Origin of the sequence: Nostoc sp., assembly GCF_041747015.1 — a bacterium.
In the GTDB taxonomy this organism is placed as follows: Bacteria; Cyanobacteriota; Cyanobacteriia; order Cyanobacteriales; family Nostocaceae; genus Nostoc.
In genome coordinates this window covers 1-23,953 of the sequence record NZ_JBGTFY010000425.1, presented here as the reverse complement: position 1 = coordinate 23,953, position 23,953 = coordinate 1, and the positions used below count along the sequence as shown (strand labels likewise).

The window sequence follows — 23,953 nt, the reverse complement described above, 5'->3', positions numbered from 1 at the left end:
TTCTTTTAGGTATACAGGCAACCAATTTATTGATGTAGTAGAAGGTAAGAAAGACATAGAAGATGTTTTTTACCTACGTCCCGTTGGTTATTACACTGATAGACAGGGCAAAAAGTACCACTATTCACCAGAGCAACGAGCAGCAGATTTGCAATGGTGTGAAGACGCAGCTAAACGATATAAAGCTGATTTTGAGGCTGGAATGTCTGAAGAACACGCAAGAGGAAAAGTGCCTTTTGATTATCGCCAGCATTTTGTAGTTAGTTTCAATTTAAGGTCTTTCTTGCATTTTTGTGACCTGAGAAATAAGAAAGACGCTCAACTTGAAATTCAAAAATTGTGTGAAATGATGTGGCCGCATTTTGAAGATTGGACACCTGCGATCGCACAATGGTATGAAAAGCAGCGTCTAGGTAAGGCCAGATTAGCACCTTAGGCAAAGCGTCTGAGGCTCGTTCCTAGAGAGACGCGATTAATCGCATCTCTATTGCTAACTCCTAACTTCTGGCAACCAAATAATAAACGTAGTTCCCGGTGCATTAGGTGAAGAAAGCTTCGAGTTGATTGCAGGGCTGAAAACCTCGATTTCGCCCTGCATTTGCTCGATTAATTGTTTAGCGATAGCTAACCCCAAACCTGTACCAGGGATTTCTGTATGCGCTTGTACACCCCGGTAATGCCGTTCTCCAAGATGCTCTAAATCTTGGGGTGGGATGCCAGGCCCGTTGTCACTGATCACAATTCCTTGAAAATTAGCTTTTCCTTGCCCTGCCTGGATCAAAATTTTCCCACCAGTCGGAGTGTATTTCAAAGCATTATCGATGATGTTATTTAAAACCTCTCGCAATGCTTTAACGTTGGCACGTACTAGGGGCAAATTGTGCTTAATTTCAATTATTAGTTGGAGATTTCGCTCTTGGGCGATCGCTTTGGCTGATATTAATAATGGTTCTAATATATGTGCTAACGAGCAGTCAACTGATTTATCTCCCGTTCCCGGCAATAATAGCGGCGGTTTAGCGGATTTTTGGACAGTTGCTTCGACAAATACTTCATTTTCCGCCAGATTTAGTGGTGCTAAATCTGCCTCTGTCAAGTCAATTACTTGGTCAAATTGTTGTAATAATTCTTGGAGGCGATCACTTTCCCGGACAATACTATTTGCTACATTCCGGTTGGCGTCTGCTGGTCGTAATCTTTTCAATAGCAGTTTACCAAAAGTTCGTAACGCCGTCAATGGGTTACGAAACTGATGCAACAGATTATCCAGCAAATCGCGCTGTTTTTCTTGCAAAATCTGTTGTTCATGTAATTGCTGCTCAAACCATGCTCGCCGCTGATCCAAAATACAAGCGATCGCCAGTGTTTTAGCTATCCGTTGAATCTGACTTTGCTCGTGTTCATTCCATGCCCGGTCTTCCCTACTTGTCACCAGTAACCCCATCATCACACCCTCATAGAGCAAAGGTAAAACAATCTGGCTGCCATTAAGTAAGTGTTCCTCTTTTTGATGGGGTTGAGACGCATCTGGGATCTCAGACTCCGGTGACGAATTTGGAGATTCTGACCCTGCTATCAATAACCTTCTTTGATCGCTGGGTAATACCAACACACTTCCAATTTGAATTTGCTGGCGTGCGTAGGCGCAGCCCGCCGTAGGCATCGCCTCAACAGTTTCCTCTCCTTGCGGTAATAATGCTGTTTCCGGGGAAATCACCACAGGAATTAGTTTTGCCTCACCTGAGGGAGTCTCTAGCAATTCTTGTGTTAAATACACAACACTTAAAGATGCTCCCAGCCCTTGGGTTAGCAGCGCGATTTGCTCTCGGCACAGAGCCAGAAAATCGGAACTGGCAGACATTAACATTTTTTAGCTCTTGCTCAAGATTACAGATTTTGAGGCATGAATTAAGAGAGGATACTTAAGTTTTTACCTCACTTATTTTATAAAGCTTAACTAAAATCTTCTTAGTGATGGTTTGTACCAAGAAATTATATCCTGAGCAGATTTTGTTTTACTATCTTCAAAGATATTAATTTTCTTGAACTAAAACATTAAAAACTATTGATATTTTGAATTAGAACTTATATAATGACGACAAATTTTGTAGCTATGACTACAATCTATAGCTTGAAAGGGAGGACAATAGATTGGCAAGGAGACGCAAAAGGAAAAGTCGTCGTCGCCAGGAAGGACGACGGATTTTAGAACACGTGCCTCAGTATAGTATCGAAAGTGGGGAAGAAAAACCTGTGACAGCAGCGAGAAGATTCATTCAAGCTGAAGGTATTTTGCCACCGGCGTTACTACTGGTAAAACGAAATGAACACACTACAGACCGTTATTTCTGGGCAGAAAAGGGACTGTTTGGTGCTCAATACGTAGAAGAAAACCATTTCTTGTTTCCTAGCTTGAGAGTGTTAGAACCTTCGCCAGTTCAAGAACCTCTTGCTTTAGCTAGTCGATGAACTAGAAATGGTCATCTTACACATTGAATGTGGCTCCTGACTATCATTAACTAGCAAAACTGCTAAGTTTATGCAAAATTTAATTTTTTTTTAGTTTGGAGCTGATTTGCTTTTTAAGGCTAGTCCAGGTAATTGGAAAGTCAACTTGTTTCAAACCACTCTAGGTTACATAGGTTGATGGTAGTTTCATGATGCAGAAGGGAGTAGGTATAGAGCCAAGCGCCTCGAAAAGCGCTAGTGAAGTTGCGCTCTTATGCCGTAGATTTTTAAGCAAGCTCTGTCAACAAATTTAAGTTAATCAATTTAAATTTTTCCCCACGACATAAGTTGTGGGGAAAATTGACAAAGTAGCAGCCTTGATTTCCTTCTTCCTACTTTCTATTGCCTAAAGAGTAGGTTGGGTCAGAAGTCTGGATATTATAATCAAGAGATAGTCACAAAGATTAACAATTATTCACCAGCCTTTAACTGTAAAATCCTCTGTAACTCAGTAAGTTCATCTCGATGAGCAACTACAGTAATTTTACTTAAATAAGTTGGTTCGCTCTGAGTTGTTTCTACTTTGAGCGACACCTTCTCAAGTCTTCCAGATTTTTTCCAATAAAATAGACCACTTAAAGGCGACAGCAGTACCATAGCCAGAACAAGAGTACTGAGGCTAGGAAAAAGCAGAGACATGACTAGTGATAGACAAACAATACCAATAGCTGCCAGCAGAGTTAGAAATATAGCTAAGAACCAGCTAGGCCTGACAAAACCTTCAAAAGTCACCTGGTTTTGTTCTTGGTCTACCGCTGCTACTCGGTAAGACCGCGATCGAAAATACTCTTTTAATTGAGACATAAAAGCAGCTTCATCCTGCTTAGATACCAGTTGCGCTGTTTGTGTGCGGTCTTTAGTCGAGGCACGAATAAAGAAAAACAGCCCAACTGATAACAATAAGGTCAGCAGAAATGTCGATGGCAGAATAGCAGTATCCATAACTAATTGTTATTGTTTGGCTGGAGGAGACTTATTCATTATCAATTATTCGTTATACCAATTTGAACAATAATTGCGACAAATGGAGCGCCAAAAAGCGATTACCAGGAACTCTTCCACAATCCAAAATCTAAAATCTAAAATGGGATTACTTTGTCCTCCTGTTGATGTATTTTTGCCAAAGAAAAGCTAAATCCTGCGCTTGGACTTGCCATTCTGGAGAAACTTGGTACATCCGCCTGGGGCGTCCCCGTCCTTCGAGTTTCTTCCAATATCCATTGATTGCTCTTTGGTCTTCCAGAAATTTAATTGCACTGTAAAGTACGGTATCCGAAAGCCTATAGGTAGGATATTCAGTTTCTAATTGCTGGATCAACTCGGTTCCATAGGATTCACCTTGTGATAAAACAGACAGTATGTAACAAACTGCTAGTTCCTGACAAAGGTAAGTTGGCGGAGGATTCTCAAAGAATTGATATATATCCTCAAGTTTCATGGTTAGTGAATGGCTAAAAAAATGCCTTAGGGTATGGTCTACAATCCTTGTAGTTAGTATATAGTGATACTCTTAAGTGAGTAATATATAAATCTACTTAGGCGAGATTTCCAAAGGGTAAACACCAAATGATCACCCACGCCTCTGAAGTTGTGGGACGAGTTTGCGATTTTTAGGGGTACAAGGTAGTGTACCCCTACCAAGTTAGATCCGATACGGTGTGGTGAGGAGCGAACAAACAGTGAGGAAGTCACTGTTTTGGTGTTTAAGTGATGCCGAGTTGGTAAGAACTGCTTAAGCAATAAAATGCCATCGAAGAAATTTTACAGGTAAAATACTCTTTTGTCTGTAAAACTTAATAAACACTTTGTTTTACAGTGATTTTCCCAATGCAGATTCTAAAAGCTGAAGCTAAGAAGATGTTTGGGTTAAAGCTGCTACGCCTGTGGATATACCTAAGCAGTAAATAATACTGATTTCATCGAGTTGAAATTCTCTTGTCCTATTTGGCAACTGTGGTAGTAAATTTATCAAAGAAGACGCAAAGACTAGGAAAGGGAAAGAGGCAAAGTTCGATACCTTTCAGCAAGGCTTTCCGTGTCCCTGTGTTTTTGTATCCTTTGAAAGCGCCCAGCACATTGGTGATCAGTATGCCACAAACTCCCGATGCCCCATCATCTTCTCTTAGGGCAATTGCCCAAACTTTTCGCCTTACAGGTTGGATTAGCTTCTGGATTCAGCTAGTACTAGGCGTTATTTCTAGCATAATTGTGCTGCTGTTCGCCATTTTTAATCAAAGAACTGGCAGTCCTAGTAATAATCCTGGGACTGGCTCTGGCGTATTTTTAGCAATTTGTGGACTGGTTGTTTTGGGTGGGGGCATTTATTTAGCTTACCGTTACACTAGAATTGGCAAGCAATTGGAATCCTCCAATCCCAGCAACCGCCCTCGTAAAAGCGATACTGTGCAAGTATTACGCTTAGGATTGTGGGTGAATTTAGGAGGAACGCTGGTGACTCTTTTGGGGGCGCAAGCGATCGTTGGGACATTGGTTGCAAGATCCATATCTCCCCAAGCGATAACTACCCAATTGTTTGACCCCACCCGGATTATTAGCGGTCTAGATATGCTTGTAGTTCAGGCAAATACCAACACTGTCTCAGCGCACTTTGCTGGGCTAATTGCATCACTTTGGTTGCTCAATCGCATTAACAGACCTTAATATAAGCGCACCGTCGGGGAGAGTAAATAATTTCCCCTTATTTTTTCTATTTAGCAAATTAATTGCATAATTCTATCCTACTTTTCCGTAACAGACAACCCAAGGTGTGAAGACAACTATAGATTATTTGCAAAAAACCTCCCACTAAAAAATGGCGCAGGGATGATAAACACCTTTTTTGGAAGTCTTACACCATGAGAAATCAACCAGCACGGAAATTTAATCAAGAAGCGTGGAGATTTGGCGTACAGGTTTTGTTTAGTGGCATCGTGATGGGGTTGTGCATTTTCAAGCTTGGCTCGCCAGCAGACGACAAAAATGTTGCGCTTTACTGGGGTGGTTTATCAAGTGTACTTGCATACTGGTTACCTTCACCTGGACAAAATGGAGACGATAAGGAACCACCGAATATCACTCAAAGGACGTTTGCAGCTTCTGATAACAGTAATGGTAATGGTCAGAGTCTGGCTCAGGTTACTGAAACAGCAGTGACTCAAAATACCAGTTCATGATGGTTAATGCATTATCTGCTTTCCTAGCCCTAGCAATGATGCTAGGGTAAAATTTTGATCATAGGTTAAAACTAATTTTTCTAAAAAACTTTGTTTTTCCAGTCACAGCAAGCCAAAATCAGTATATGCTGAGATTTTGGCAGGAAGATAATAGGCTAAAAACTGAGAAAAATTTGTGCTGGATATCAAGCAAATACGGGAAAACCCGCAATTAGTTCAACAACGATTGAATAGTCGTAGTGATAAATATGTCATTGAACCAATATTACAGTTAGATCGGCAACAACGAGAATTAGAAGGGGCGCGCAGTCAACTCCAAGCTCGTAGCAACGAAATCGGTAAAATTGTCGGGCAGAAGGTCAAATCTGGGATTAATCCTCAAGACTCAGAAATTCAAGCTTTGCGGGATGAAGGTAACTCTGTAAAAGCTACGTTGAGTGAACTTGAACCCCAAGAAAAAAACCTAAAAGTTGAAATTGCCCAACTTTTGTTGGCACTTCCCAACTTACCAAGCGATTCTACACCTCTTGGGAAGAATGAGGAAGATAACGTAGAAGTGCGCCGTTGGGGTGATGAATATATTCCCCAAAACCCGAATATTCTCCCTCACTGGGAAATAGGCGAAAAGCTAGGTATTCTCAATGTTGAGCGAGCTGTGAAAGTTGCCCAAAGTCGGTTTGTGACATTGATAGGTGCTGGCGCGGCATTGGAGAGGGCATTAATTCAATTTATGCTAACTCTCCATACTCAAGCTGGGTATGTGGAAGTCAGTCCGCCCCTGTTAGTTAATACCGAGTCTTTGACGGCGACCGGTCAGTTACCCAAGTTTGCTGAAGAAAGCTTTAAATGCGCTAATGACGACTTGTGGCTGATTCCGACGGCAGAGGTTCCAGTTACAAATCTCTACCGTGATGAAATTCTCGCTGCTGAAGACTTGCCTATTTACCACTGTGCTTTTACTCCCTGTTTTCGCCGCGAAGCTGGTAGTTATGGACGCGATATGCGGGGCTTAATTCGCTTGCATCAGTTCAACAAGGTGGAAATGGTGAAATTTGTCGAACCCAGTACGTCTTTTGATGAATTGGAGAAATTGGTGGGGAATGCAGAAGCAATTTTGCAGGCGTTGCAGTTGCCTTACCGAGTCGTAAATTTAAGTACTGGGGATTTGGGGTTTTCTTCTACCAAAACTTATGATTTAGAGGTTTGGTTGCCTTCTTCTGGCAAATACCGGGAGATTTCTAGCTGTTCTAATATGATAGATTTCCAATCCCGACGGGCTGATATTCGCTTCAAAGGGGCAGGGAAGAAAGGTACCCAGTTCGTACATACTCTAAATGGTTCGGGTTTGGCGGTGGGAAGGACTATGGCAGCAATTTTGGAGAATTATCAACAACCTGATGGAACGGTGAGGATACCAGAAGTGTTGCAACCTTACTTTGAACAGGGAGAAACGTTAGGTTTTCCATCGCTGCAAAATTTACAAAAAGTTCAAAAGTCACCAGTTGTACCCCAAGTTTTGCAACCAGTCTTACCAGAACGTATTTTAAAGCCAACAATACAATTCCAATACCGTTATATTGTTGATTTGCTGTTTTGGCTCCCAATCGCCTCTTATGTTGTGTGGGTAATACTATCATTGTTGTTCTAGCGGAAAAACAAATCTGACCAAAACTTACATTTGGAGTATGTGGACAAAATGGTGCGTTAGCGATAGCGTAATGCACCCTAGTGGCGTGGCAACATTTTAGCCTTGCCACGCCACTACTAGCTTTAGACGGTAGAACCAGATACGAAAAATCGAACTATGACCAATGACTAATGACTAATACCCAATACTCAATGCCCAATTAGAATGGAGATAACTATAGCTTAATATTTTCACTAATTTACTCTATGTCAGTTTTAGCAGCGATCGCAGTCTTGGCTGTTTTGATCTTGGTACACGAGTTGGGACATTTTGTTGCAGCCCGTTCTCAAGGCATTCTCGTTAACCGCTTTTCTTTGGGTTTTGGCCCAGTTCTTTTGAAGTACCAAGGTTCACAAACGGAATATGCTGTCCGCGCTTTTCCCTTGGGCGGCTTTGTGGGCTTTCCCGATGATGACCCCGATAGCGATGTTCCACCCAATGACCCGAATCTGCTGCGTAACCGTCCAATTTTAGACCGGGCGATCGTCATTAGTGCCGGAGTGATCGCAAATTTAATATTTGCCTACTTCGTATTAGCTCTACAATTGGGTATCGTTGGCATTCCTCAAGAATTAAACTATCAAGCTGGCGTTATTGTACAGCCTGTTAATCAAGAATCCGTTGCCTACCAAGCAGGAATTCGGGAAGGAGATATTATTCTAGCTGTCAACGGTCAGGAACTCCCAGCTTCTGACAAGTCAACGCCTTTGCTGACAAAAGAAATTCAAAATCATCCCAATCAGCAAATCGAATTGAAAATTCTGCGGGAAAACCAACAACAATCGCTGAAATTAACACCAAAACTCGGAGCCGATGGCAAAGGTCTAGTTGGTGTGGCACTTAGTCCAAATGCTACAGCAGTTTATCGCCGTCCTAATAGTCCTTTTGAAATTTTCGGCGTTGCTGCTAACAGGTTTCAACAATTATTTGTTGGCACACTCAGCGGTTTTGGGCAGTTAATTACCAATTTTCAACAAACTGTTGGACAAGTTTCTGGGCCAGTTAATATTGTTAAAATAGGTGCAAAATTAGCTGCTGATAATAGTGTAAACCTGTTGTCTTTTGCGGCAATTATCAGCATTAACCTGGCTATTATCAACATTTTGCCTTTGCCAGCTTTGGATGGCGGACAACTCGCTTTTCTGCTGATTGAAGGTTTGCGCGGTAAGCCTGTGCCTGCCCGGATTCAAGAAGGTGTAATGCAAACCGGTTTGGTGCTACTCTTAGGGTTGGGAATTTTTCTAATAGTCAAAGAAACTACCCAATTAACTAGCCAATTGGAATGGGTGCAAAGATTGTTTCAGTGAAAATAGGGAGTGGAGAATAGGGAGTGGGGAGTAGGGAAAATAAAGTTTCACCTTTAAAGCAAAGGGCGGTAGAAATTTTAGCTCGTCTGAAGCGTCTTTATCCAGATGCTACTTGCTCTTTGAACTACTCAACGCCAGTACAATTGTTGGTGGCAACTATTCTCTCTGCTCAATGTACTGATGAGCGTGTGAATAAAGTGACACCAGCTTTATTTGCTAAGTTTCCAGATGCTGCTAGTTTAGCGATCGCGGACTTAGTAGAATTAGAAAGTTTGGTGCGTTCAACTGGGTTTTATCGCAATAAAGCTAAAAACATTCAAGCCGCCTGTCGGATGATTGTCACCGAGTTTGACTCTGTTGTTCCTAACCAAATGGAACTGTTGTTAAAGCTTCCAGGTGTGGCGCGAAAGACAGCAAATGTAGTCATGGCTCATGCCTATGGCATTAATGTTGGAGTGACGGTAGATACTCACGTTAAGCGCCTTAGCGAACGTTTGGGTTTAACTGAGCATACAGACCCCGTTCGGATTGAGCAAGATTTAATGGGTTTATTGCCGCAAGCAGATTGGGAAAATTGGTCAATTCGACTGATTTATCATGGTCGTGCTATTTGTAAAGCTCGCTCTCCCGTTTGTGTTGCTTGTGAGCTTGCCGATTTATGTCCTGCTGCGAATAAGCCAGTAATTGTAGGATAGTCTTGGTCAAAAAGATCGAGGCAGAGACAAGGAGAAAGAAGACAGAAACAACTCTCCTCGTCCCCTTCTCAGCCTTAATCCGTAGGGGTCAATTTCAACTTGATAGACCAGTAAGCGACACGATTAACCCCAGAATTGATGGGGAGACTGTAGAATAGAAAATGCTGTCTTTAAATGAATTCAAAAATGTATGGCAAAAAAGAGCTTGATTGAGCGCGAAAAAAAGCGCACTAGATTGATAGAAAAGTATGCTGACAAGCGTGAAGCTCTTCTAGAAGAGTTCAGAAGTGCAGCATCTCCTTTGGATAAGCTGGAAATCCATCGGAAGATTCAACAGCTACCCCGAAATAGTGCCCCTACCCGCCACCGCAACCGTTGCTGGTTGACTGGTCGTTCTAGAGGTGTCTACCGCGATTTTGGACTGTCTCGGAATGTGCTGCGGGAATGGGCGCATGAAGGTCTTTTGCCTGGAGTTGTTAAGTCTAGTTGGTAGTCAAGAGTCATTGGTCATTGGTCATTGGTAAATAACAAAAGACTAATGACAAAGGACGAAAGACAAAGGACAAATGACAAAAATTATTGACCACAACACTTATCAATTCCCAGACTTTCTAAGAGTAGATCGCTGACGGCGTTGGCGATCGCAAACTCTCCATAAAAACTATTAGAAAAATCATAGGACTGCATCTCTGTGACAATGGCAATTACCAGAGAACCAAGGTCGTTTTCTCCTTCCATCCGTTGACGCACAAAAATCTGTGCGGCTCGTTGGGCAATATTTTGGTTGACTGCTTCGGGGATAAATTCTGTATCTAGCCACCGTTGTAAGCGTTCTCGTAACCATTCCCCTTCGAGCAGGGGGTTTTCAGGGGGTGGTAGGGTGATGGGTGGAATTGGTTGAGTCATTTTTTTTAAACGCAAAGGGGCGCGGAGGGAAACGCAGAGGAACGCTGAGGTTGACTGATAGCAAATTGCGTTTCTCTGGTTTTTTTATATTTATGCAATATGATATCGCGGCTATTGTAGAGGGTTATGCACAAGGCTATTTTCTCATGGCTGATGAGTGCGATCGCCTGAGTTGGTACGGAAGTCGCGATCGGACTTTGATTCCTTTGGATGATCGGTTTCGCTACCCCAAGTCTTTGCAGCGTGTTATTAATCAAGAACGTTTTAGTGTGGCGATTAATCGGGACTTTCAAGCTGTGGTTGCTGGCTGTGCTGACAGAGAGACAACTTGGATTTCACCGGAATTACGAGAGATTTATTCGCTACTTTATCAGAATGGTTACGCTTATAGTTTTGAAACTTGGCAAGGCAACGAACTAGCTGGGGGAATTTTAGGGATTGTGATTGGTGGGGCTTTTATTGGAGAGTCGATGTTTTACCGGATTCCCGAAGGTTCTAAGGTGGCGATGGTAAAGTTGGTGGAAAGATTGCGCCAGAGGCAATTTGTGTTTTTTGATGCTCAAATGATGAATCCCCATTTGGAAAGATTTGGTGCTTATGGGGTTGGAGATAAAGAATATCAAATGCTACTTCAGCAAGCGTTGCAATGTCGTTGTTATTTAGTGTAGGGGTATAAGGACAAGAACCTTGCCTTATATCGGCAGTAAAAACTACAAAATGAAACATATTAGAGTGTACAGCGCAGTAAAAGTAACAAAATGTGATGTATTAGATGGTAAAGTACGGTAAGATATTTAGTAAAAACAGTGCTGCATAACACCATTCGATTGAATAAGATAGTTAGGCTGCTTCGCATTGTCCCTTAAAGCATAGTTTCTAAGTTATTGTAAGTGTTAAATAACCTGTAGACAGTAGTTAAACACTGTTTTAGTGATCAGCAAACTGACAAAGTTAGGGCTTCGCGATCGCAATCCTCCCGTTATCATTATGCTTAGAAAGAAGAATGCAGCCAAACCATGAAAATTAGATCAATGATTCATTATGTTAGACTTACTTGGAAGAATTACAATTAATTCCAAACAGTGTGGTGGTCGTCCCTGTATCCGGGGCATGAGAATTCGGGTATCAGATGTACTCGACTTGTTTGCGGCTGGACTGAGTGCCGAACAAATCCTAGAAGAAATGCCCGATCTGGAAGCGGATGATCTGAAAGCAGCACTTGTGTACGCTTCACGTAAGCTCAATCATCCCGTTTTGGTTGCATGACGATCTGGGTAGATGCACATTTGTCACCGACAATTGCAAGTTGGATCGCCATCACATTCGGGATAACATCATTAGCTTTGCGTGATGTTGGGCTGAGAGATGCCGAAGATTCTGAGATTTTCGAGGCAGCGAGGGCTAGAGGAGTCATCTTCATGACCAAAGACAGTGACTTTGCTGACTTAGTTGATCGTTTTGGAAGTCCACCACAAGTTATCTGGTTAACGTGTGGTAATACGTCAAATGCCCGATTAAAAGAGATTCTAAATTCAACATTGCCAGAAGCATTAGAGCTTTTGCGAGCTGGTGAAGCGTTAGTCGAAATCAGAGGGGATTAACAGTGCAGGCTAACAAAAGCGATCGCAGTTTAACAAATCTACTGCACCGTAACGTAGTCAATCTCTTGTGTTGAGGTTTCTTGGGCTACCCTAAAGATATAATCGGTAAACTAGTTTTGCTATGAGTGTTGTAATCTCAGACGAAATTCTACAAGCATCTCAGCTTACCCCAAGCGAGTTTTATCAAGAAATTGCGCTGTTCCTATTCCAAACAGGACGCTTAACGATAGGCTACGCCAGTCAGCTAGCAAATATGCAACCCAATACCTTTCGCCAACTCCTCAAGCAGCGAAACATCCCTCTCTACTCCTACGACGTTGAGGACTTTGAATTGGATTTGAAAAACCTGCGAGAGCTTGGAAGGCTGTGATTGTTATCAGCGAGACGTCGGCAATCACAAATTTGGCAGTAATTCAACACTTGCAACTTCTGCCTCAACTCTACACTCAAGTTACCATTCCAGAAGCGGTATATTGTGAGCTTACCGATATTGATCCTCCCGTTCCGGGAACCTCTGAAGTTCAAACTGCTTCTTGGCTGGAAGTTCGGCAAGTTGCAAACCGTGAGATTGTTGAACGCCTTCGAGATATAGTGAGATTAGACCTTGGAGAGTCTGAGGCAATCGCCCTCGCACTAGAACTGAGTGCTGATTTGCTATTGATTGATGAACGTCGAGGTCGGGCAGAAGCTAATCGCTTGGGGTTGAGGATTACTGGATTGCTGGGTATTTTGATTGAGGCGAAACACCAAAATCTCATCGTTGCTGTCAAACCGTTGATGGATGCCTTGATTAATACATCAGAGTTTAGAATCTCTCCTGCCCTATACAATCAGATTCTAGATATGGTAAATGAAGCGTGATCTCTACAATCACTCCAGCAACCAGCTAAATAAACCTTCTATTGTCAGGCTGAAATCTTTAGCAAATTCTGGCACTGGCAACTGTATTCCTAGTTCTTCGTAAAAAGTGGTTGGTTGATCTGGCAAGTAGACAAATACAGATTGTTCTTTAGGATCAATCAGCCATCCCATCTGAGTTCCATACTTTAGGCAATGCAGAATATTCTTGGTAACTTTAGTTTGACTTTGATCAGGAGATAAAATTTCAATTGTCCAGTCTGGGGCAATTGAGAAGACGTTAGCAACTCCACCATTATCTTTGCGAGGAATTCTGTCCCACATAAACACAGAAATGTCAGGCACAATTGAACGCTCGCCAAATGTACAGCGAAGCTCACAGAAAGCCCGCGCAATTTGTTTAGGTTTGACAACCAAGTTAATTGCAGGTGCTAACTCGGTCTGAATGGCGCTGTGTTCTCCTTGCGGCATCGGTTTTTGGATGATACGCCCATCAATGTATTCACTGGTAGGTTCTGTCTCTGGCAGATCCAGAAATTCAGTTAGAGTCAGGGGTTTAGCAGGGGTCTGTACCATTTAAGGTTTCCTTACTAGGGGTAAGTTGTACTACTGCTATTTGTTATTCTACAGATGGATCAATCAGTAAGGCTTCTTTTATCTATCTAAACGTGGCAAAGGTAATCATGAGCGTTGGCGACATCCTTTCTTTACTCAAAAAAACACGATTCATGAGTCGATACAGCATGATTATTCAATGGTCTGATGAAGATCAGCTTTTTCTAGTCACAATTCCAGAGTTTGCTGATCGTGTTATCATGCCTTGCACTCATGGCAAAACTCGTGAGGAAGCTATTCATAATGGCGAAGAAGTGATTGAAATGTATTTAGAAGCTTGGCAAGTAGAAGGTGAATCTATCCCTGAACCCAGCACACTGCAAATTGCCTGATAGTGTTGGTTAAAATTACCGAGGATAAGCGATCGCATACTAACAAATCTCTTACACCCTTTCTTCAGTAACTAATGTCAGACTAACCCATTCGCCTTTCTCGTTGTAGCTGCGAATCATCCTCTGGCGCAGGTTTGCTTGGATTAACCAACCGACTTCCAAAAATAAGGGTTGACGTAATTGGACTTTGAGAGGAGAAGTTGCAGAAGCGCCATCCGGCAAAAGTAATACTTGCACCTGCTTTTGGGGATCTTGGTCAAAGAGAATAATCCGATCTTTGATGGTAGCAGTTGAAGTAATTGTGCGTTCAGCAAAAGAAGTACTTTGAATTAATCGCCCAGCATCATCAAGTTGTAATTTTAAGGTTGTAGAGTAAGTATCGGGCGAACGCAAATCTCGATATATTGTCACTGCTTTACCTTGCCATTCTCCCAACAAGTCATTTATTTGCAAGGGTAGACGTTCTACGATTTGGGTTCCAGCTAAATGTTCTCGAATTAAGGTTAGTCTATTTAGATTACCAGTTTTATCAAACAGTTGTACCAGACGCAAGCGCCGATTTTCATGAACAAAAGCGAGTTCTGCCCCAAATTCGGAAAATGGGCCTAGCTGAATTAAACCTTCAGAAAATGAACCATTTTCAAAAAATAGCAGACCTCCTCCCACTGAACTAAATTCTCTGATTAGATCATCTCGTCCCGAACGGCTTAGAGTTAAGCGTACCGTCTGGTTATTATTTAAACCTTCAAGGGAAAGACGGCTAGGAGTATCATTCAGAAATGTCCCTTGGGGAGAAAAATTAGTGAATGAACCTTCCCAAACACCAAGATTTTGTAGAAAACATTCCCATTGAGATTTCATAGCGTTAACTAGGTAGAATACAGACTATCGTAAAGTAGCATAACTGGGCTACCTTACCAAATCAAGAAATCGCGCCATTTCTCTAAAGTTCTAGCCCTGACTCCTGGAACTCGTTCTAAGTCTTGTAAAGATGTAAATTTTTGCTGTTGACGACTAATAATTATCTGCTGTGCTAACTTCTTGCCCACACCAGGGAGAGTTGCTAATTCTTCTATACTTGCGGTGTTGATATTTACTTTTTTAATTGTTTTTAGCTCAGTTGATGAAGAAGTTTTTATCTGCGAACACCGTGTTTGTTCTAATTTGATTTTTTCTTGAATTCCTGATGGTAAGCCGGGTTTAACTTTGGCATAAAGACGAGCAAATTCTCGCACATAATGGGCAGCGACTATGGGACTTTCAATTACTATAAGTGTTTCATCGTTACCATTATTAGCAGCGTCTGACCAATTATGAGAACCTGTAATTACTGTTTGACTATCAATAACACCAAATTTGTGATGCAATAAATCGCCTTTAGGTAATACAGGTACGCCTACAGTAGTAATTGGATTTGACCAAGGATGGTTATCAAGTTCATATTTACATTTATTACTCAGAGCAACACCCATCATATCTAATAGTTCGCTATAAGGACGATAGGCAAATTGCGGTTCGATTAAAGCGCGAATTTCCACACTTTGTTGATGGCGTTTTTCTAAAATATCAGCAAGACGCTGCTCGGAAAAGACAAATAACGCCATATTAATAGATTTGGTGGCTGAATCTAAAGTTTTACCAATTAAACCATTACTACTGTTACTCCAAGGTTGAGTTGGAGAAGTAGGCGAAAATTGCACAGTAATTTGGGTGTTACCTAAAGTTATTTGTTTTGGTAAACGCATCGGCTTTTGCAAACCAAATTGACTATCTGGCTCACCTCCAGGGCCATCGCCCCACATGATATTAAACTCTTCTGTAAATAAAGATGCTAATTCTGGGCTGTCAATCTGCAATAAGTTATTAGCATTGCCTAAACTGCTGGAATTTGTGAAATCACCAGAAGTATCACTTAAAGTAAAATTCGCCGAAGTGATGATTACAGTGCGATCGTCCACAATCACAAATTTGTGATGCATCAAACTACTACCGGCTGAACCATCTGCTTGATCATCTATCCAAGGAAGCTTGGCATTTTGCAAAACCATCAAAGCATCTCTTTGATTGATTTCTGCTGGACTGAGTTGATTATCTTGGTTAATATCGATAAATTTGCGAAATTCTTGATAGCGTTCCTGTTCTCTTTTATCTAACTTAGCTACTTCAGCAGATGTTAAGCTACTCCAAGGTCGGCTATAGATATTTTCTAAAATTATCCTGACTTTTACCCCAGCTTTTTGTCTATCAACCAATGCTTGGGCAACTCTGGGTAAACGTAATTCTTGCACTGCCACATCTACCGTAGATTTAGCGTCTGTAATGGCATCGACAATCTGTTTTTCTAAATCATCCCCCAGGCGAGTTTGCTGACGGTAAACTTCTTTGTATTCTGAAGACTCAGAATGGTTAAAGTAAACTTGAACTAACGGATATTGTGGTAAAGGTGCTAGACGCTGATTGTAAGATCGGACTCGTTGACAACCAGCAAGGGAAAATATCAGTAAAAAGATATATAAAAAATATCTTTGTCTAGAGATAAATTGCACTGTAATCTGTTAAAAGTGGATTCAGAGTGGACATATTTATCATTCCCAAAATTTTGTGTTCTGAATGAAGTAGAGAAATAGCTTTCCAAATAAAGGGAAAAATACGCTGCTAGAGGCAGGATTACAGAGATTTTTTCACGATTTGTCCATTCAAACTGTATACGCTGACAAGATCAGCAGTTTACTATCAGCGTGTGTTCTCACCATTATTCAGTTATATGCAAATTTATCTAGATTACAGCGCCACTACACCCACTCGAAAAGAAGCGATCGCAGTTATGCAAACAGTCCTCACTCAACAGTGGGGCAATCCTTCCAGCTTACATGAGTGGGGACAACGGGCTGCAACGGTTGTAGAACAAGCCAGAGTCCAAGTTGCTGGTTTAATTAACGCCGCCACTCCTGAATCGATCATTTTTACCTCTGGAGGCACTGAGGCAGATAATCTAGCAATTATGGGTGTGGCTCGGTTGTATGCTGTTCCTCAACATCTAATTATTTCCAGCGTCGAACATTCTGCAATTTCTGAGACAGTACGGCTGCTAGAAATGTGGGGTTGGGAAGTTACGCGCTTGTCTGTAGATATTAAAGGCAAAGTTAACCCCCTAGATTTAAAGGCGGCGTTACGACATAATACAGTTTTGGTTTCCATAATTTACGCTCAAAGTGAAGTAGGGACAGTGCAACCGATCGCAGAACTAGGTAAAATAGTGCGATGCCTGCGGCGGGCGGAGCCTACGCATGGGGCTTTGTTCCACACAGATGCGGTGCAAGCTGCGGGACGCTTACCCATAAATGTGCAACAACTCCCAGTAGACTTACTTAGCATTTCTAGTCATAAAATATATGGCCCCCAAGGTGCAGGGGCGTTGTATGTGCGTCCTGGTGTGGATTTGATGCCCTTACTAAGTGGTGGTGGACAAGAAATGGGACTGCGTTCTGGTACGCAAGCAGTACCGATAATTGCCGGATTTGGTATAGCAGCAGAATTAGCAGCGCAAGAATTGGCTACAGAAACACCACGGTTGATCGAGTTACGCGATCGCGCCTTTGCCCAATTAGCTGAGATTCCTGGTTTAATTGCTACAGGGGATGGCTGCGATCGTTTACCTCACCACGTCAGTATGTGCCTAGAAAACGCTGATGGCGAAAAACTTAGCGGTAAAACCTTGGTACGACAGCTAAACCTTGCTGGCATCGGCATCAGTGCTGGTGCTGCCTGTCATAGTGGTAAACTTAGCCCTAGCCCGATATTGTTAGCGATGGGCTATTCCGAAAAAGCTGCCTTGGGCGGAATTCGCATCACATTGGGGCGTGATACCACTGAAGCTGATATAGATTGGACAGTAATGGTGTTGAAGCAGGTTTTGCAAAGGCTGACACCGGATTTATCTTTAGTTAAGCGTTAAATTAAATATCATAAATTACGTACCTGCGGGATAGAAAATATGGAGTTACACTCACAGCAGAAGCGATAGAAAAAGTTGAAGCACAGATTCGCCGTCTTATCCATGAAATTTCCGCAATTGGTTTAGGCATCAAGTCAAACAGCGACTGTCCTTGAAATGTCACCCGTCCCTCAACCCGATTAGAGGCGGGTAGTAAACGCATTACTGCCCGTCCTATGGTTGACTTACCACAACCCGACTCTGCCACCAATCAGTACGGATGGCCAAGCATCTTCATTGAATATCACTCACGTCCAAAGTCCAATTTATTCCTTGGAAGTACCCGACTACAATCCAAGTTCAGCAAACACCTCTGGAGAGAACATATCCCACAATACCTGGAAATATGGCATTAAAGTTTCAGCTTCTTGAGAAGTCAAGCTAAGGTTTATTTCTTGTCTCAACAAATGTAGCATTTGACGGACTATTTCCCACTGCACTTTTAATCTGGGATAGAGCATTACACATAAGGGAAATAACTCTTGTTGGATAGCTCCACAGCTTGTTTCTAAAGCACATACCCATAGGTATATTTGAAACATCTCTACATCCCGAACACTGGAGGTCTTAACTATTGGATTACTTAATCCACCAGACATTGATTTGTAAGTTGGATAAAGTTCAATTACTTTTTGGCAAATCCTCTTAGCAATTTGTGTACTAATTGGTAGTAACTTTTGCACTGCGGATAATGCTACAGAATCAGAATCATGGTTAGCTGCTGCTTCATAAGCACGTTGCAGTGGCATATACAAATGGTCATCAATAACTTTAAAGTATGTACTAATAAGTGATTGTTCTATTGGCTCAAGTGATTGCATGAGCATTTGACTTGTGTAATGAAACTGCATACTTACAAAGCCAATAACTCTAGGGTCATTACTTGTGTACTTCTTTCTGAGCTTTCCTATATCCGCACCAATTACTGTAGCTAGCTTGCTAGGAGCCACTTGTTCTGTATAAACATCTAATGCCTGTTTATAAAGTGGATTCTCTGAGTCAACCAGGTTCCTTACCAAAGTAAGAGGTTGTGATGTTGTTTGTTGAGTATATACATCCAAAGCTTTTTGGTAAATATTAAAAGAATCTCCGGCGATTTCCCACGGATTAATTAGGTTTAAGTCTATGCCATGTTGTTTAATTTCTCTTGATAGTAATTCCTCAGTTTTATTCCAGGCTTTAGCACTAACACTTCGCAAAGAATCCAATACTTTTTGAGCAGTTTTCTTTCGTCCCTCTGGTGATACTATCTTTGATAAATTAGGTATTTCTATTTCTTCTGTCTTATCAGGATCAACTTTGAGATTCCCTATATATTTTTTAGCCCATTGTTGCGCTAAAGATTCAACGACCGTCTTATTTCCTTGACTAGAAACCGATTTTAAATGATTTACTGGAAATTCTTTTACAATAGCCATCACTTAAAATATCCTCATAAAGATGCTCTTGTTACAAATATTAACACTAATTCATTCAATGGAAATATTTTTTATACAAAGATTTTAACAGTAATTTTACGTATGACGGCTCTCAAGTTTTTTAGCATTAATAAATGTATATGTCTAGTGTATTAAAGAAGGAATTTTTTATAAACAAGTATTGTTACTGGTAAAATAGGAGACAAATACAAGTAGATAGTACGAAAACACCAAACTATGTAAAGATAAGTAAATACAAGAAATAAAAAAATAGAACTGTTTGATCAGAAGAATGACTATTGCGGCTTCATGCCTTGAAGATGTGAGATTTTTGGATCAAGTCGGTTGGGAGGGTGGGTTAGCGATCGCACCCTACGTACATAGGTTATTAAATCTACGCTACTAAGCAAAAGTCAGTTGCGAGGGTTTCCCAATGTCGGTTACAGGTAAATCTGACAAGCAGAAGGCAGTATAGTTTGTATAGTTAGCTTTTAACTGAAATTTTAGTTTGACACTAAGGAATTAAAAAATGTCCACTGAGACTCACATAGTCGCTTACGTTCAAGAAAGTGAATTTGATACTGTTTTAACTGAAAGTGAAGAGAAAGTCGTTGTTGTTGACTTTACTGCTACTTGGTGTGGTCCCTGTCGCCTGATTAGTCCGTTAATGGAGCAACTCGCCCAGGAATACAAAGGTCGCGCCAAAGTTGTTAAGGTAGACGTTGACAGCAATAAGCCGATTTTCAAAAAATTTGGTCTTCGCAGCATTCCTGCGGTTTTAATTTTCAAAGATGGTACTCTAGCAGAAACCATCGTGGGAGTTTCTCCTTACGAGCAGTTCAGCGAAGCTGTTGAGAAGCTTCTTTAGCTTGTTCTGTGAACACTTTTTTGCATAAAGTTTTTAATTAATTGCATAGCTAGTTCTGATTTATCGGCTTGAAGCACAAGCGGCTTACTAAAGAGAAGCGAAATTTTTCAAGATTTCCCTTGGTATATACAGTGCTGATGACCAAAAGCCAGGATCGTGACTAGCATGACCGCCTATTCTAATACACAGTCAGTCATTTGCGGAGCGATCGCTTGACTTTTGAAGTCTCTTGTTAATTTTAGTATCTCGAAAACTTTAGCGATCGCTCTGGGGTAGTAGGCTGATTTAGCTGACCAGATAGCCGACTTACTACAATAAGCAATCTGGGTTTCAGCTTGGAGACGAGATACATTCTAGTCACTGGGAATTTTTATGTAGTAGCAAAGATGATTCCACATCCAGCTTGAGGGCTGTGATATTATGGGAGACTGCTGCATACATTTAGAAAAACTAGAAATTGAATCGATCATGGCTCTGACGCAACTGCGGAAACAAGAAATAATTTCCAACTACCAAGTTCACGAAACCGATACTGGTTCATCCGATGTCCAAGTTGCCATGCTAACTGAGCGCATTAACCGCCTCAGCCAACATCTCCAGGCAAACAAAAAAGACCATTCTTCCCGGCGGGGACTGTTGAAGCTCATTGGTCAGCGCAAGCGTCTTCTAGCCTACATATCGCAGGAAAGCCGGGAAAAGTATTTAGCTTTGATTGCTCGCCTCGGTATTCGTGGATAAGGACTACCGCTTATGTCTGCTGAAGAATCTGAACGTAGGGGTTTACCTTTTGAACCAAACAAAAAGCGCCAAAAACCCGCAAAAACTCAAAGTAAACTAGCAGCAACACAACCAAAAGAATCTGCCAAACAGGCTGATACAAAGCCGCGTTACACCAAAGAAGAGATGACTATTCCCCAAGTAGTCAGCCAGCGGATGCTCCGACGAGTAGCTGGGTTCTGTGGTGTACCAACAGCTTTGGGTATTACTACCCTAGTTGTCAGCTATGTGCTTGCCATCTACTCTGACATCCAACTACCTCCCATCGTCGTGTTATTGATGAACATGGGATTATTCGGTTTGGGGGTCTTAGGGATAACTTATGGCGTTCTCTCTGCCTCTTGGGATGAAGAAAGAGTCGGAAGTCTGCTGGGTTTGGGTGAGTTCAGCACCAATTGGGGACGAATGGTAGCAGTTTGGCGCGAAACTCGGCAAAAAAACTCATAATTAACAGCGCTCAGATATCAGATAACTGCGGTATTGGGTAAATTTTATTAAGAAAGAATTCAGGAGTCAGGAGTCAGAATTCAGAATAAATTAGTGGCAAGTCCGAATGCCTCACTAATTTCATTTTGAATTCTTCTTCAAAACTTCAACATTGATACTTAAAATCATATAATTCTTTTTATACCCATATCCAGTTATTTAATAGTATAACTACTGATTGCTAGATTTTGTCCTTATTATTTTGTAAATAAATTTCGTTTTTAACTATTCGTAATTAAGCAAATAGGCAACAATAAAGTTACACCCATTTACAGAAAATTTTACATGATTATAGTAATGAAAAGTGGTTCCCCGGAGGCAGAAATAAACCGCGTTAATGAGGAACTAACTACCTGGGGGCTAACTCCAGAAAAAATTATTGGTCAACACAAAGTAGTTATAGGTCTAGTAGGTGAAACCGCCAACTTAGATCCACTACAAATTCAGGAAGTTAGCCCCTGGATTGAGCAGGTGTTGCGAGTAGAGCAGCCTTACAAACGGGCTAGCCGCCAGTACCGCCACGGCGAAGCTTCGGAAGTTGTAGTTAATACTCCAAATGGGGCAGTGGTATTTAGTGAACATCACCCTTTGGTAGTTGTTGCAGGTCCCTGCTCTGTAGAAAATGAAGAAATGATTGTGGAGACAGCGCGGCGCGTCAAGACGGCTGGAGCGAAGTTTTTGCGCGGAGGGGCATACAAACCCCGGACTTCACCTTATGCCTTTCAAGGACACGGCGAGAGTGGTTTAGATTTGTTAGCAAAAGCGCGGGAAGTCAGCGGACTAGGTATTATTACAGAAGTTATGGATACCGCTGATCTCGATAAAATTGCTGAAATTGCTGACGTTATCCAGGTGGGGGCAAGAAATATGCAGAATTTTTCCTTGCTCAAAAAAGTGGGGGCGCAGTCGAAACCAGTTCTCTTGAAGCGGGGAATGGCGGCTACAATTGAAGACTGGTTGATGGCAGCTGAGTATATTTTGGCAGCTGGCAATCCCAATGTAATCTTGTGTGAGCGGGGAATACGCACCTTTGACCGCCAATATACTCGAAATACGCTGGATTTATCAGTAGTACCAGTGTTGCGAAAGCTGACTCACTTGCCAATCATGATTGACCCCAGCCACGGCACAGGTTGGTCTGAGTTTGTGCCTTCAATGGCAATGGCTGCGATCGCAGCTGGTACAGATTCCCTGATGATAGAGGTTCACCCCAACCCTGCCAAAGCCTTATCTGATGGTCCCCAATCTCTGACACCAGACCGTTTCGACAACTTAATGCAAGAATTAGCAGTAATTGGTAAGGCGGTGGGACGCTGGCAACAACCAGCAGTAGCTCTGGCTTAAAATTTAACTGCAACTTCTTGCTAGGCATAAATAAACTAAAGTTTGTAGTCAGGACTTTACTTCTCATAAATCTAAAGAAGCGATAAATCGCTCACTACAAACTAGAATTTTTTTGGATGTTAATTATTGTAAATATCAAATTATACCCTTTTAAAAGATTTACAAAGGGGATTTTTAAACACTAACTATCAGAATAGGGTAAAGCTTCCAAAAAAAGCTATGGCTCAAATTGAAAAACAGATTTAGCGATTAACCAATTCTACCTACAAACTTTTCCTAAATTTAGGTAATTGGTTTATTGATAGCGGCTGCATTTGATGGTAGATGGCTAACTTCCATCTGAAATTTAGCAGGCAATGAAGAGGAAAATAGTAATTTTACTGGGGTTAAAAAACATCACTGTAAGTTACGATACTGCATGAATAACTAGTGAATGCTGACATCTTTTCATTGTCTTAGATGGGATAGACACCAATGATATCTGAAAGCGATCGCCAAAAAGAACTTGAACAACGGGAACGTATACTACGAGAACGAGAAGTTGAATTGCGTCTGCGGGAAATGGAAGCTAACATCCAGGCTACCGATGTGGCTTTTCATCAAACTGTAAAGCATCAGCTGGAAGATTCCCAGAAACCTTGGATGAAAAAAGTTATCCTCGGTGGAAAGCTGTTTGCTCTTGGTGTAGTAATGCTGGTTGCAGTAAAGATAGCCTCAGTGCTGGCTGGATTTATTATTGTTGCTGCACTGGGCTGGATGTCTTACAAATTATTCTTTGAATCCAAAAAAACCAATCTTTAATAAAGGTGTAACTATTATGAGCGATCAGGTAGCAACTGACAGATTTATTCAAGATTTAGAGCGTGTTGCTCAAGTGCGATCGGAGATTTCTGTGTGTTTGAGCAAACTAGCTGAAACAATCAATAAAGCTGAGTTAGCTGGGGACTCTTCATCAGGAAAACTCAGTTTAGAACGAGATATTGAAGATATTACAATAGCTAGTAAAAACCTCCGTCAAGGTGTATTTCGCCTTTTGGTATTGGGCGATATGAAACGCGGAAAAAGCACGTTTCTCAATGCCTTAATTGGGGAAAACTTATTACCGAGTGATGTTAACCCTTGTACCGCAGTGTTAACAGTTTTACGCTATGGGGTAGAAAAGAAAGTTACCATTCATTTTAATGATGGTAAAAGTCCACAACAGCTAGATTTTCAGAACTTTAAATATAAATATACCATTGATCCGACTGAAGCCAAAAAACTAGAGCAGGAGAAAAAACAAGCCTTTCCAGATGTTGATTATGCAGTAGTTGAGTATCCCTTAACAATACTAGAAAAGGGAATTGAAATTGTCGATAGTCCAGGATTGAATGATACAGAAGCG

At 41.5% G+C, this 23,953-nt stretch carries 28 protein-coding genes and 2 pseudogenes; 21 read left to right on the top strand and 9 right to left on the bottom strand.

Annotated features, from left to right (window positions below; all coding sequences use genetic code 11):
- Window position 1: 1 nt before the first annotated feature.
- Window positions 2–436 (top strand): annotated as a pseudogene (gene thyX, locus ACEW80_RS33550) (FAD-dependent thymidylate synthase); the annotation flags it as partial.
- Between the two features lie 54 nt (window positions 437–490).
- On the opposite strand, the gene ACEW80_RS33545 reads toward thyX, so the two are convergent.
- Window positions 491–1,867 (bottom strand): ATP-binding protein, encoded by a 1,377-nt coding sequence (locus ACEW80_RS33545; RefSeq protein WP_373530751.1) that lies wholly within the window; start codon window positions 1,865–1,867, stop codon window positions 491–493.
- A 284-nt stretch (window positions 1,868–2,151) separates the two neighbouring features.
- Between ACEW80_RS33545 and ACEW80_RS33540 the strand changes: the two genes are divergently transcribed.
- The gene (locus ACEW80_RS33540; RefSeq protein WP_196518802.1) at window positions 2,152–2,469 is read left to right on the top strand and encodes a DUF3155 domain-containing protein; all 318 of its coding nucleotides are present in this window, start codon (window positions 2,152–2,154) and stop codon (window positions 2,467–2,469) included.
- 450 nt (window positions 2,470–2,919) lie between these two features.
- Here the strand turns inward: ACEW80_RS33540 and ACEW80_RS33535 are convergent, their stop codons facing one another.
- Both ACEW80_RS33535 and ACEW80_RS33530 read right to left on the bottom strand, forming a co-directional pair.
- Window positions 2,920–3,450, bottom strand: a complete 531-nt coding sequence (locus ACEW80_RS33535; RefSeq protein WP_373530750.1) for a cofactor assembly of complex C subunit B — start codon at window positions 3,448–3,450, stop codon at window positions 2,920–2,922.
- A 148-nt stretch (window positions 3,451–3,598) separates the two neighbouring features.
- Complete coding sequence (locus tag ACEW80_RS33530; RefSeq protein ID WP_373530749.1) at window positions 3,599–3,946, bottom strand: PadR family transcriptional regulator; 348 nt, start codon at window positions 3,944–3,946, stop codon at window positions 3,599–3,601.
- Window positions 3,947–4,596: 650 nt separating this feature from the next.
- Here ACEW80_RS33530 and ACEW80_RS33525 point away from each other — a divergent pair.
- The 6 genes and pseudogenes from ACEW80_RS33525 (at window position 4,597) to rpsN (ending at window position 9,863) form a co-directional block, all read left to right on the top strand.
- Window positions 4,597–5,169, top strand: a complete 573-nt coding sequence (locus tag ACEW80_RS33525; RefSeq protein ID WP_373530748.1) for a DUF3611 family protein — start codon at window positions 4,597–4,599, stop codon at window positions 5,167–5,169.
- Between the two features lie 194 nt (window positions 5,170–5,363).
- Window positions 5,364–5,681 (top strand): hypothetical protein, encoded by a 318-nt coding sequence (locus tag ACEW80_RS33520; protein WP_373530747.1) that lies wholly within the window; start codon window positions 5,364–5,366, stop codon window positions 5,679–5,681.
- Between the two features lie 175 nt (window positions 5,682–5,856).
- Window positions 5,857–7,116 (top strand): annotated as a pseudogene (serS, locus tag ACEW80_RS33515) (serine--tRNA ligase); the annotation flags it as partial.
- A gap of 458 nt (window positions 7,117–7,574) precedes the next feature.
- Complete coding sequence (rseP, locus tag ACEW80_RS33510) at window positions 7,575–8,675, top strand: RIP metalloprotease RseP (RefSeq protein WP_373530746.1); 1,101 nt, start codon at window positions 7,575–7,577, stop codon at window positions 8,673–8,675.
- A gap of 23 nt (window positions 8,676–8,698) precedes the next feature.
- A complete protein-coding gene (nth, locus tag ACEW80_RS33505) occupies window positions 8,699–9,370 on the top strand; it encodes an endonuclease III (RefSeq protein ID WP_373530745.1) in 672 nt (223 codons plus the stop codon).
- A 190-nt stretch (window positions 9,371–9,560) separates the two neighbouring features.
- Window positions 9,561–9,863: a 30S ribosomal protein S14 gene (gene rpsN / locus ACEW80_RS33500; RefSeq protein ID WP_292724399.1), complete on the top strand. Its 303-nt coding sequence runs from the start codon at window positions 9,561–9,563 to the stop codon at window positions 9,861–9,863.
- Window positions 9,864–9,946: 83 nt separating this feature from the next.
- Here rpsN and ACEW80_RS33495 read toward each other — a convergent pair whose 3' ends face one another.
- Complete coding sequence (locus tag ACEW80_RS33495; protein ID WP_012410384.1) at window positions 9,947–10,276, bottom strand: hypothetical protein; 330 nt, start codon at window positions 10,274–10,276, stop codon at window positions 9,947–9,949.
- A 92-nt stretch (window positions 10,277–10,368) separates the two neighbouring features.
- Here ACEW80_RS33495 and aat point away from each other — a divergent pair, with 92 nt between their 5' ends.
- From aat to ACEW80_RS33470, 5 genes are all read left to right on the top strand, one after another.
- Window positions 10,369–10,944, top strand: a complete 576-nt coding sequence (gene aat, locus ACEW80_RS33490; protein WP_373530744.1) for a leucyl/phenylalanyl-tRNA--protein transferase — start codon at window positions 10,369–10,371, stop codon at window positions 10,942–10,944.
- A 373-nt stretch (window positions 10,945–11,317) separates the two neighbouring features.
- The gene (locus ACEW80_RS33485; protein ID WP_373530743.1) at window positions 11,318–11,542 is read left to right on the top strand and encodes a DUF433 domain-containing protein; all 225 of its coding nucleotides are present in this window, start codon (window positions 11,318–11,320) and stop codon (window positions 11,540–11,542) included.
- Complete coding sequence (locus tag ACEW80_RS33480) at window positions 11,539–11,877, top strand: DUF5615 family PIN-like protein (protein ID WP_373530742.1); 339 nt, start codon at window positions 11,539–11,541, stop codon at window positions 11,875–11,877. Before ACEW80_RS33485 ends, ACEW80_RS33480 begins: the two co-directional genes overlap by 4 nt.
- Window positions 11,878–11,998: 121 nt before the next feature.
- A complete protein-coding gene (locus ACEW80_RS33475) occupies window positions 11,999–12,247 on the top strand; it encodes a UPF0175 family protein (protein WP_373530741.1) in 249 nt (82 codons plus the stop codon).
- Window positions 12,244–12,738 (top strand): DUF3368 domain-containing protein, encoded by a 495-nt coding sequence (locus ACEW80_RS33470; RefSeq protein WP_373530740.1) that lies wholly within the window; start codon window positions 12,244–12,246, stop codon window positions 12,736–12,738. Before ACEW80_RS33475 ends, ACEW80_RS33470 begins: the two co-directional genes overlap by 4 nt.
- A 9-nt stretch (window positions 12,739–12,747) precedes the next feature.
- Here ACEW80_RS33470 and ACEW80_RS33465 read toward each other — a convergent pair whose 3' ends face one another.
- Entirely contained in the window at window positions 12,748–13,311 is a 564-nt protein-coding gene (locus ACEW80_RS33465) for a Uma2 family endonuclease (protein ID WP_373530739.1), read from the bottom strand.
- Window positions 13,312–13,463: 152 nt separating this feature from the next.
- Between ACEW80_RS33465 and ACEW80_RS33460 the strand changes: the two genes are divergently transcribed.
- Window positions 13,464–13,682, top strand: a complete 219-nt coding sequence (locus ACEW80_RS33460; protein ID WP_373530766.1) for a type II toxin-antitoxin system HicB family antitoxin — start codon at window positions 13,464–13,466, stop codon at window positions 13,680–13,682.
- Window positions 13,683–13,733: 51 nt separating this feature from the next.
- On the opposite strand, the gene ACEW80_RS33455 is transcribed toward ACEW80_RS33460, so the two are convergent.
- Complete coding sequence (locus tag ACEW80_RS33455) at window positions 13,734–14,543, bottom strand: DUF3598 family protein (protein ID WP_373530738.1); 810 nt, start codon at window positions 14,541–14,543, stop codon at window positions 13,734–13,736.
- A 53-nt stretch (window positions 14,544–14,596) separates the two neighbouring features.
- Window positions 14,597–16,228: a DUF655 domain-containing protein gene (locus tag ACEW80_RS33450; protein ID WP_373530737.1), complete on the bottom strand. Its 1,632-nt coding sequence runs from the start codon at window positions 16,226–16,228 to the stop codon at window positions 14,597–14,599.
- A gap of 218 nt (window positions 16,229–16,446) precedes the next feature.
- Here ACEW80_RS33450 and ACEW80_RS33445 point away from each other — a divergent pair, with 218 nt between their 5' ends.
- Window positions 16,447–17,637: a cysteine desulfurase family protein gene (locus ACEW80_RS33445; protein WP_373530736.1), complete on the top strand. Its 1,191-nt coding sequence runs from the start codon at window positions 16,447–16,449 to the stop codon at window positions 17,635–17,637.
- 1 nt (window position 17,638) lies between these two features.
- Here ACEW80_RS33445 and ACEW80_RS33440 read toward each other — a convergent pair whose 3' ends face one another.
- Together ACEW80_RS33440 and ACEW80_RS33435 are read right to left on the bottom strand one after the other, a co-directional pair.
- On the bottom strand, window positions 17,639–17,839 hold the full coding sequence (locus tag ACEW80_RS33440) for a hypothetical protein (RefSeq protein ID WP_373530768.1): 201 nt from the start codon (window positions 17,837–17,839) through the stop codon (window positions 17,639–17,641).
- 124 nt (window positions 17,840–17,963) lie between these two features.
- Entirely contained in the window at window positions 17,964–19,094 is a 1,131-nt protein-coding gene (locus ACEW80_RS33435; RefSeq protein WP_373530735.1) for a hypothetical protein, read from the bottom strand.
- Between the two features lie 529 nt (window positions 19,095–19,623).
- On the opposite strand from ACEW80_RS33435, the gene trxA reads away from it, so the two are divergent.
- The 6 genes from trxA to ACEW80_RS33405 all read left to right on the top strand — a co-directional run.
- Entirely contained in the window at window positions 19,624–19,962 is a 339-nt protein-coding gene (gene trxA, locus ACEW80_RS33430) for a thioredoxin (RefSeq protein WP_373530734.1), read from the top strand.
- Between the two features lie 468 nt (window positions 19,963–20,430).
- Window positions 20,431–20,700 (top strand): 30S ribosomal protein S15, encoded by a 270-nt coding sequence (rpsO, locus tag ACEW80_RS33425; RefSeq protein ID WP_373530765.1) that lies wholly within the window; start codon window positions 20,431–20,433, stop codon window positions 20,698–20,700.
- A gap of 12 nt (window positions 20,701–20,712) precedes the next feature.
- Window positions 20,713–21,186 carry a PAM68 family protein gene (locus ACEW80_RS33420; protein ID WP_373530733.1) on the top strand — a complete coding sequence of 158 codons (474 nt, stop codon included), beginning with the start codon at window positions 20,713–20,715 and terminating at the stop codon, window positions 21,184–21,186.
- 324 nt (window positions 21,187–21,510) lie between these two features.
- Entirely contained in the window at window positions 21,511–22,569 is a 1,059-nt protein-coding gene (gene aroF / locus ACEW80_RS33415; protein ID WP_373530732.1) for a 3-deoxy-7-phosphoheptulonate synthase, read from the top strand.
- Window positions 22,570–23,043: 474 nt separating this feature from the next.
- The gene (locus ACEW80_RS33410; protein ID WP_373530731.1) at window positions 23,044–23,370 is read left to right on the top strand and encodes a DUF3040 domain-containing protein; all 327 of its coding nucleotides are present in this window, start codon (window positions 23,044–23,046) and stop codon (window positions 23,368–23,370) included.
- Between the two features lie 16 nt (window positions 23,371–23,386).
- Window positions 23,387–23,953: dynamin family protein (locus tag ACEW80_RS33405; RefSeq protein ID WP_373530730.1), on the top strand; the 567-nt coding region annotated here is incomplete at its 3' end.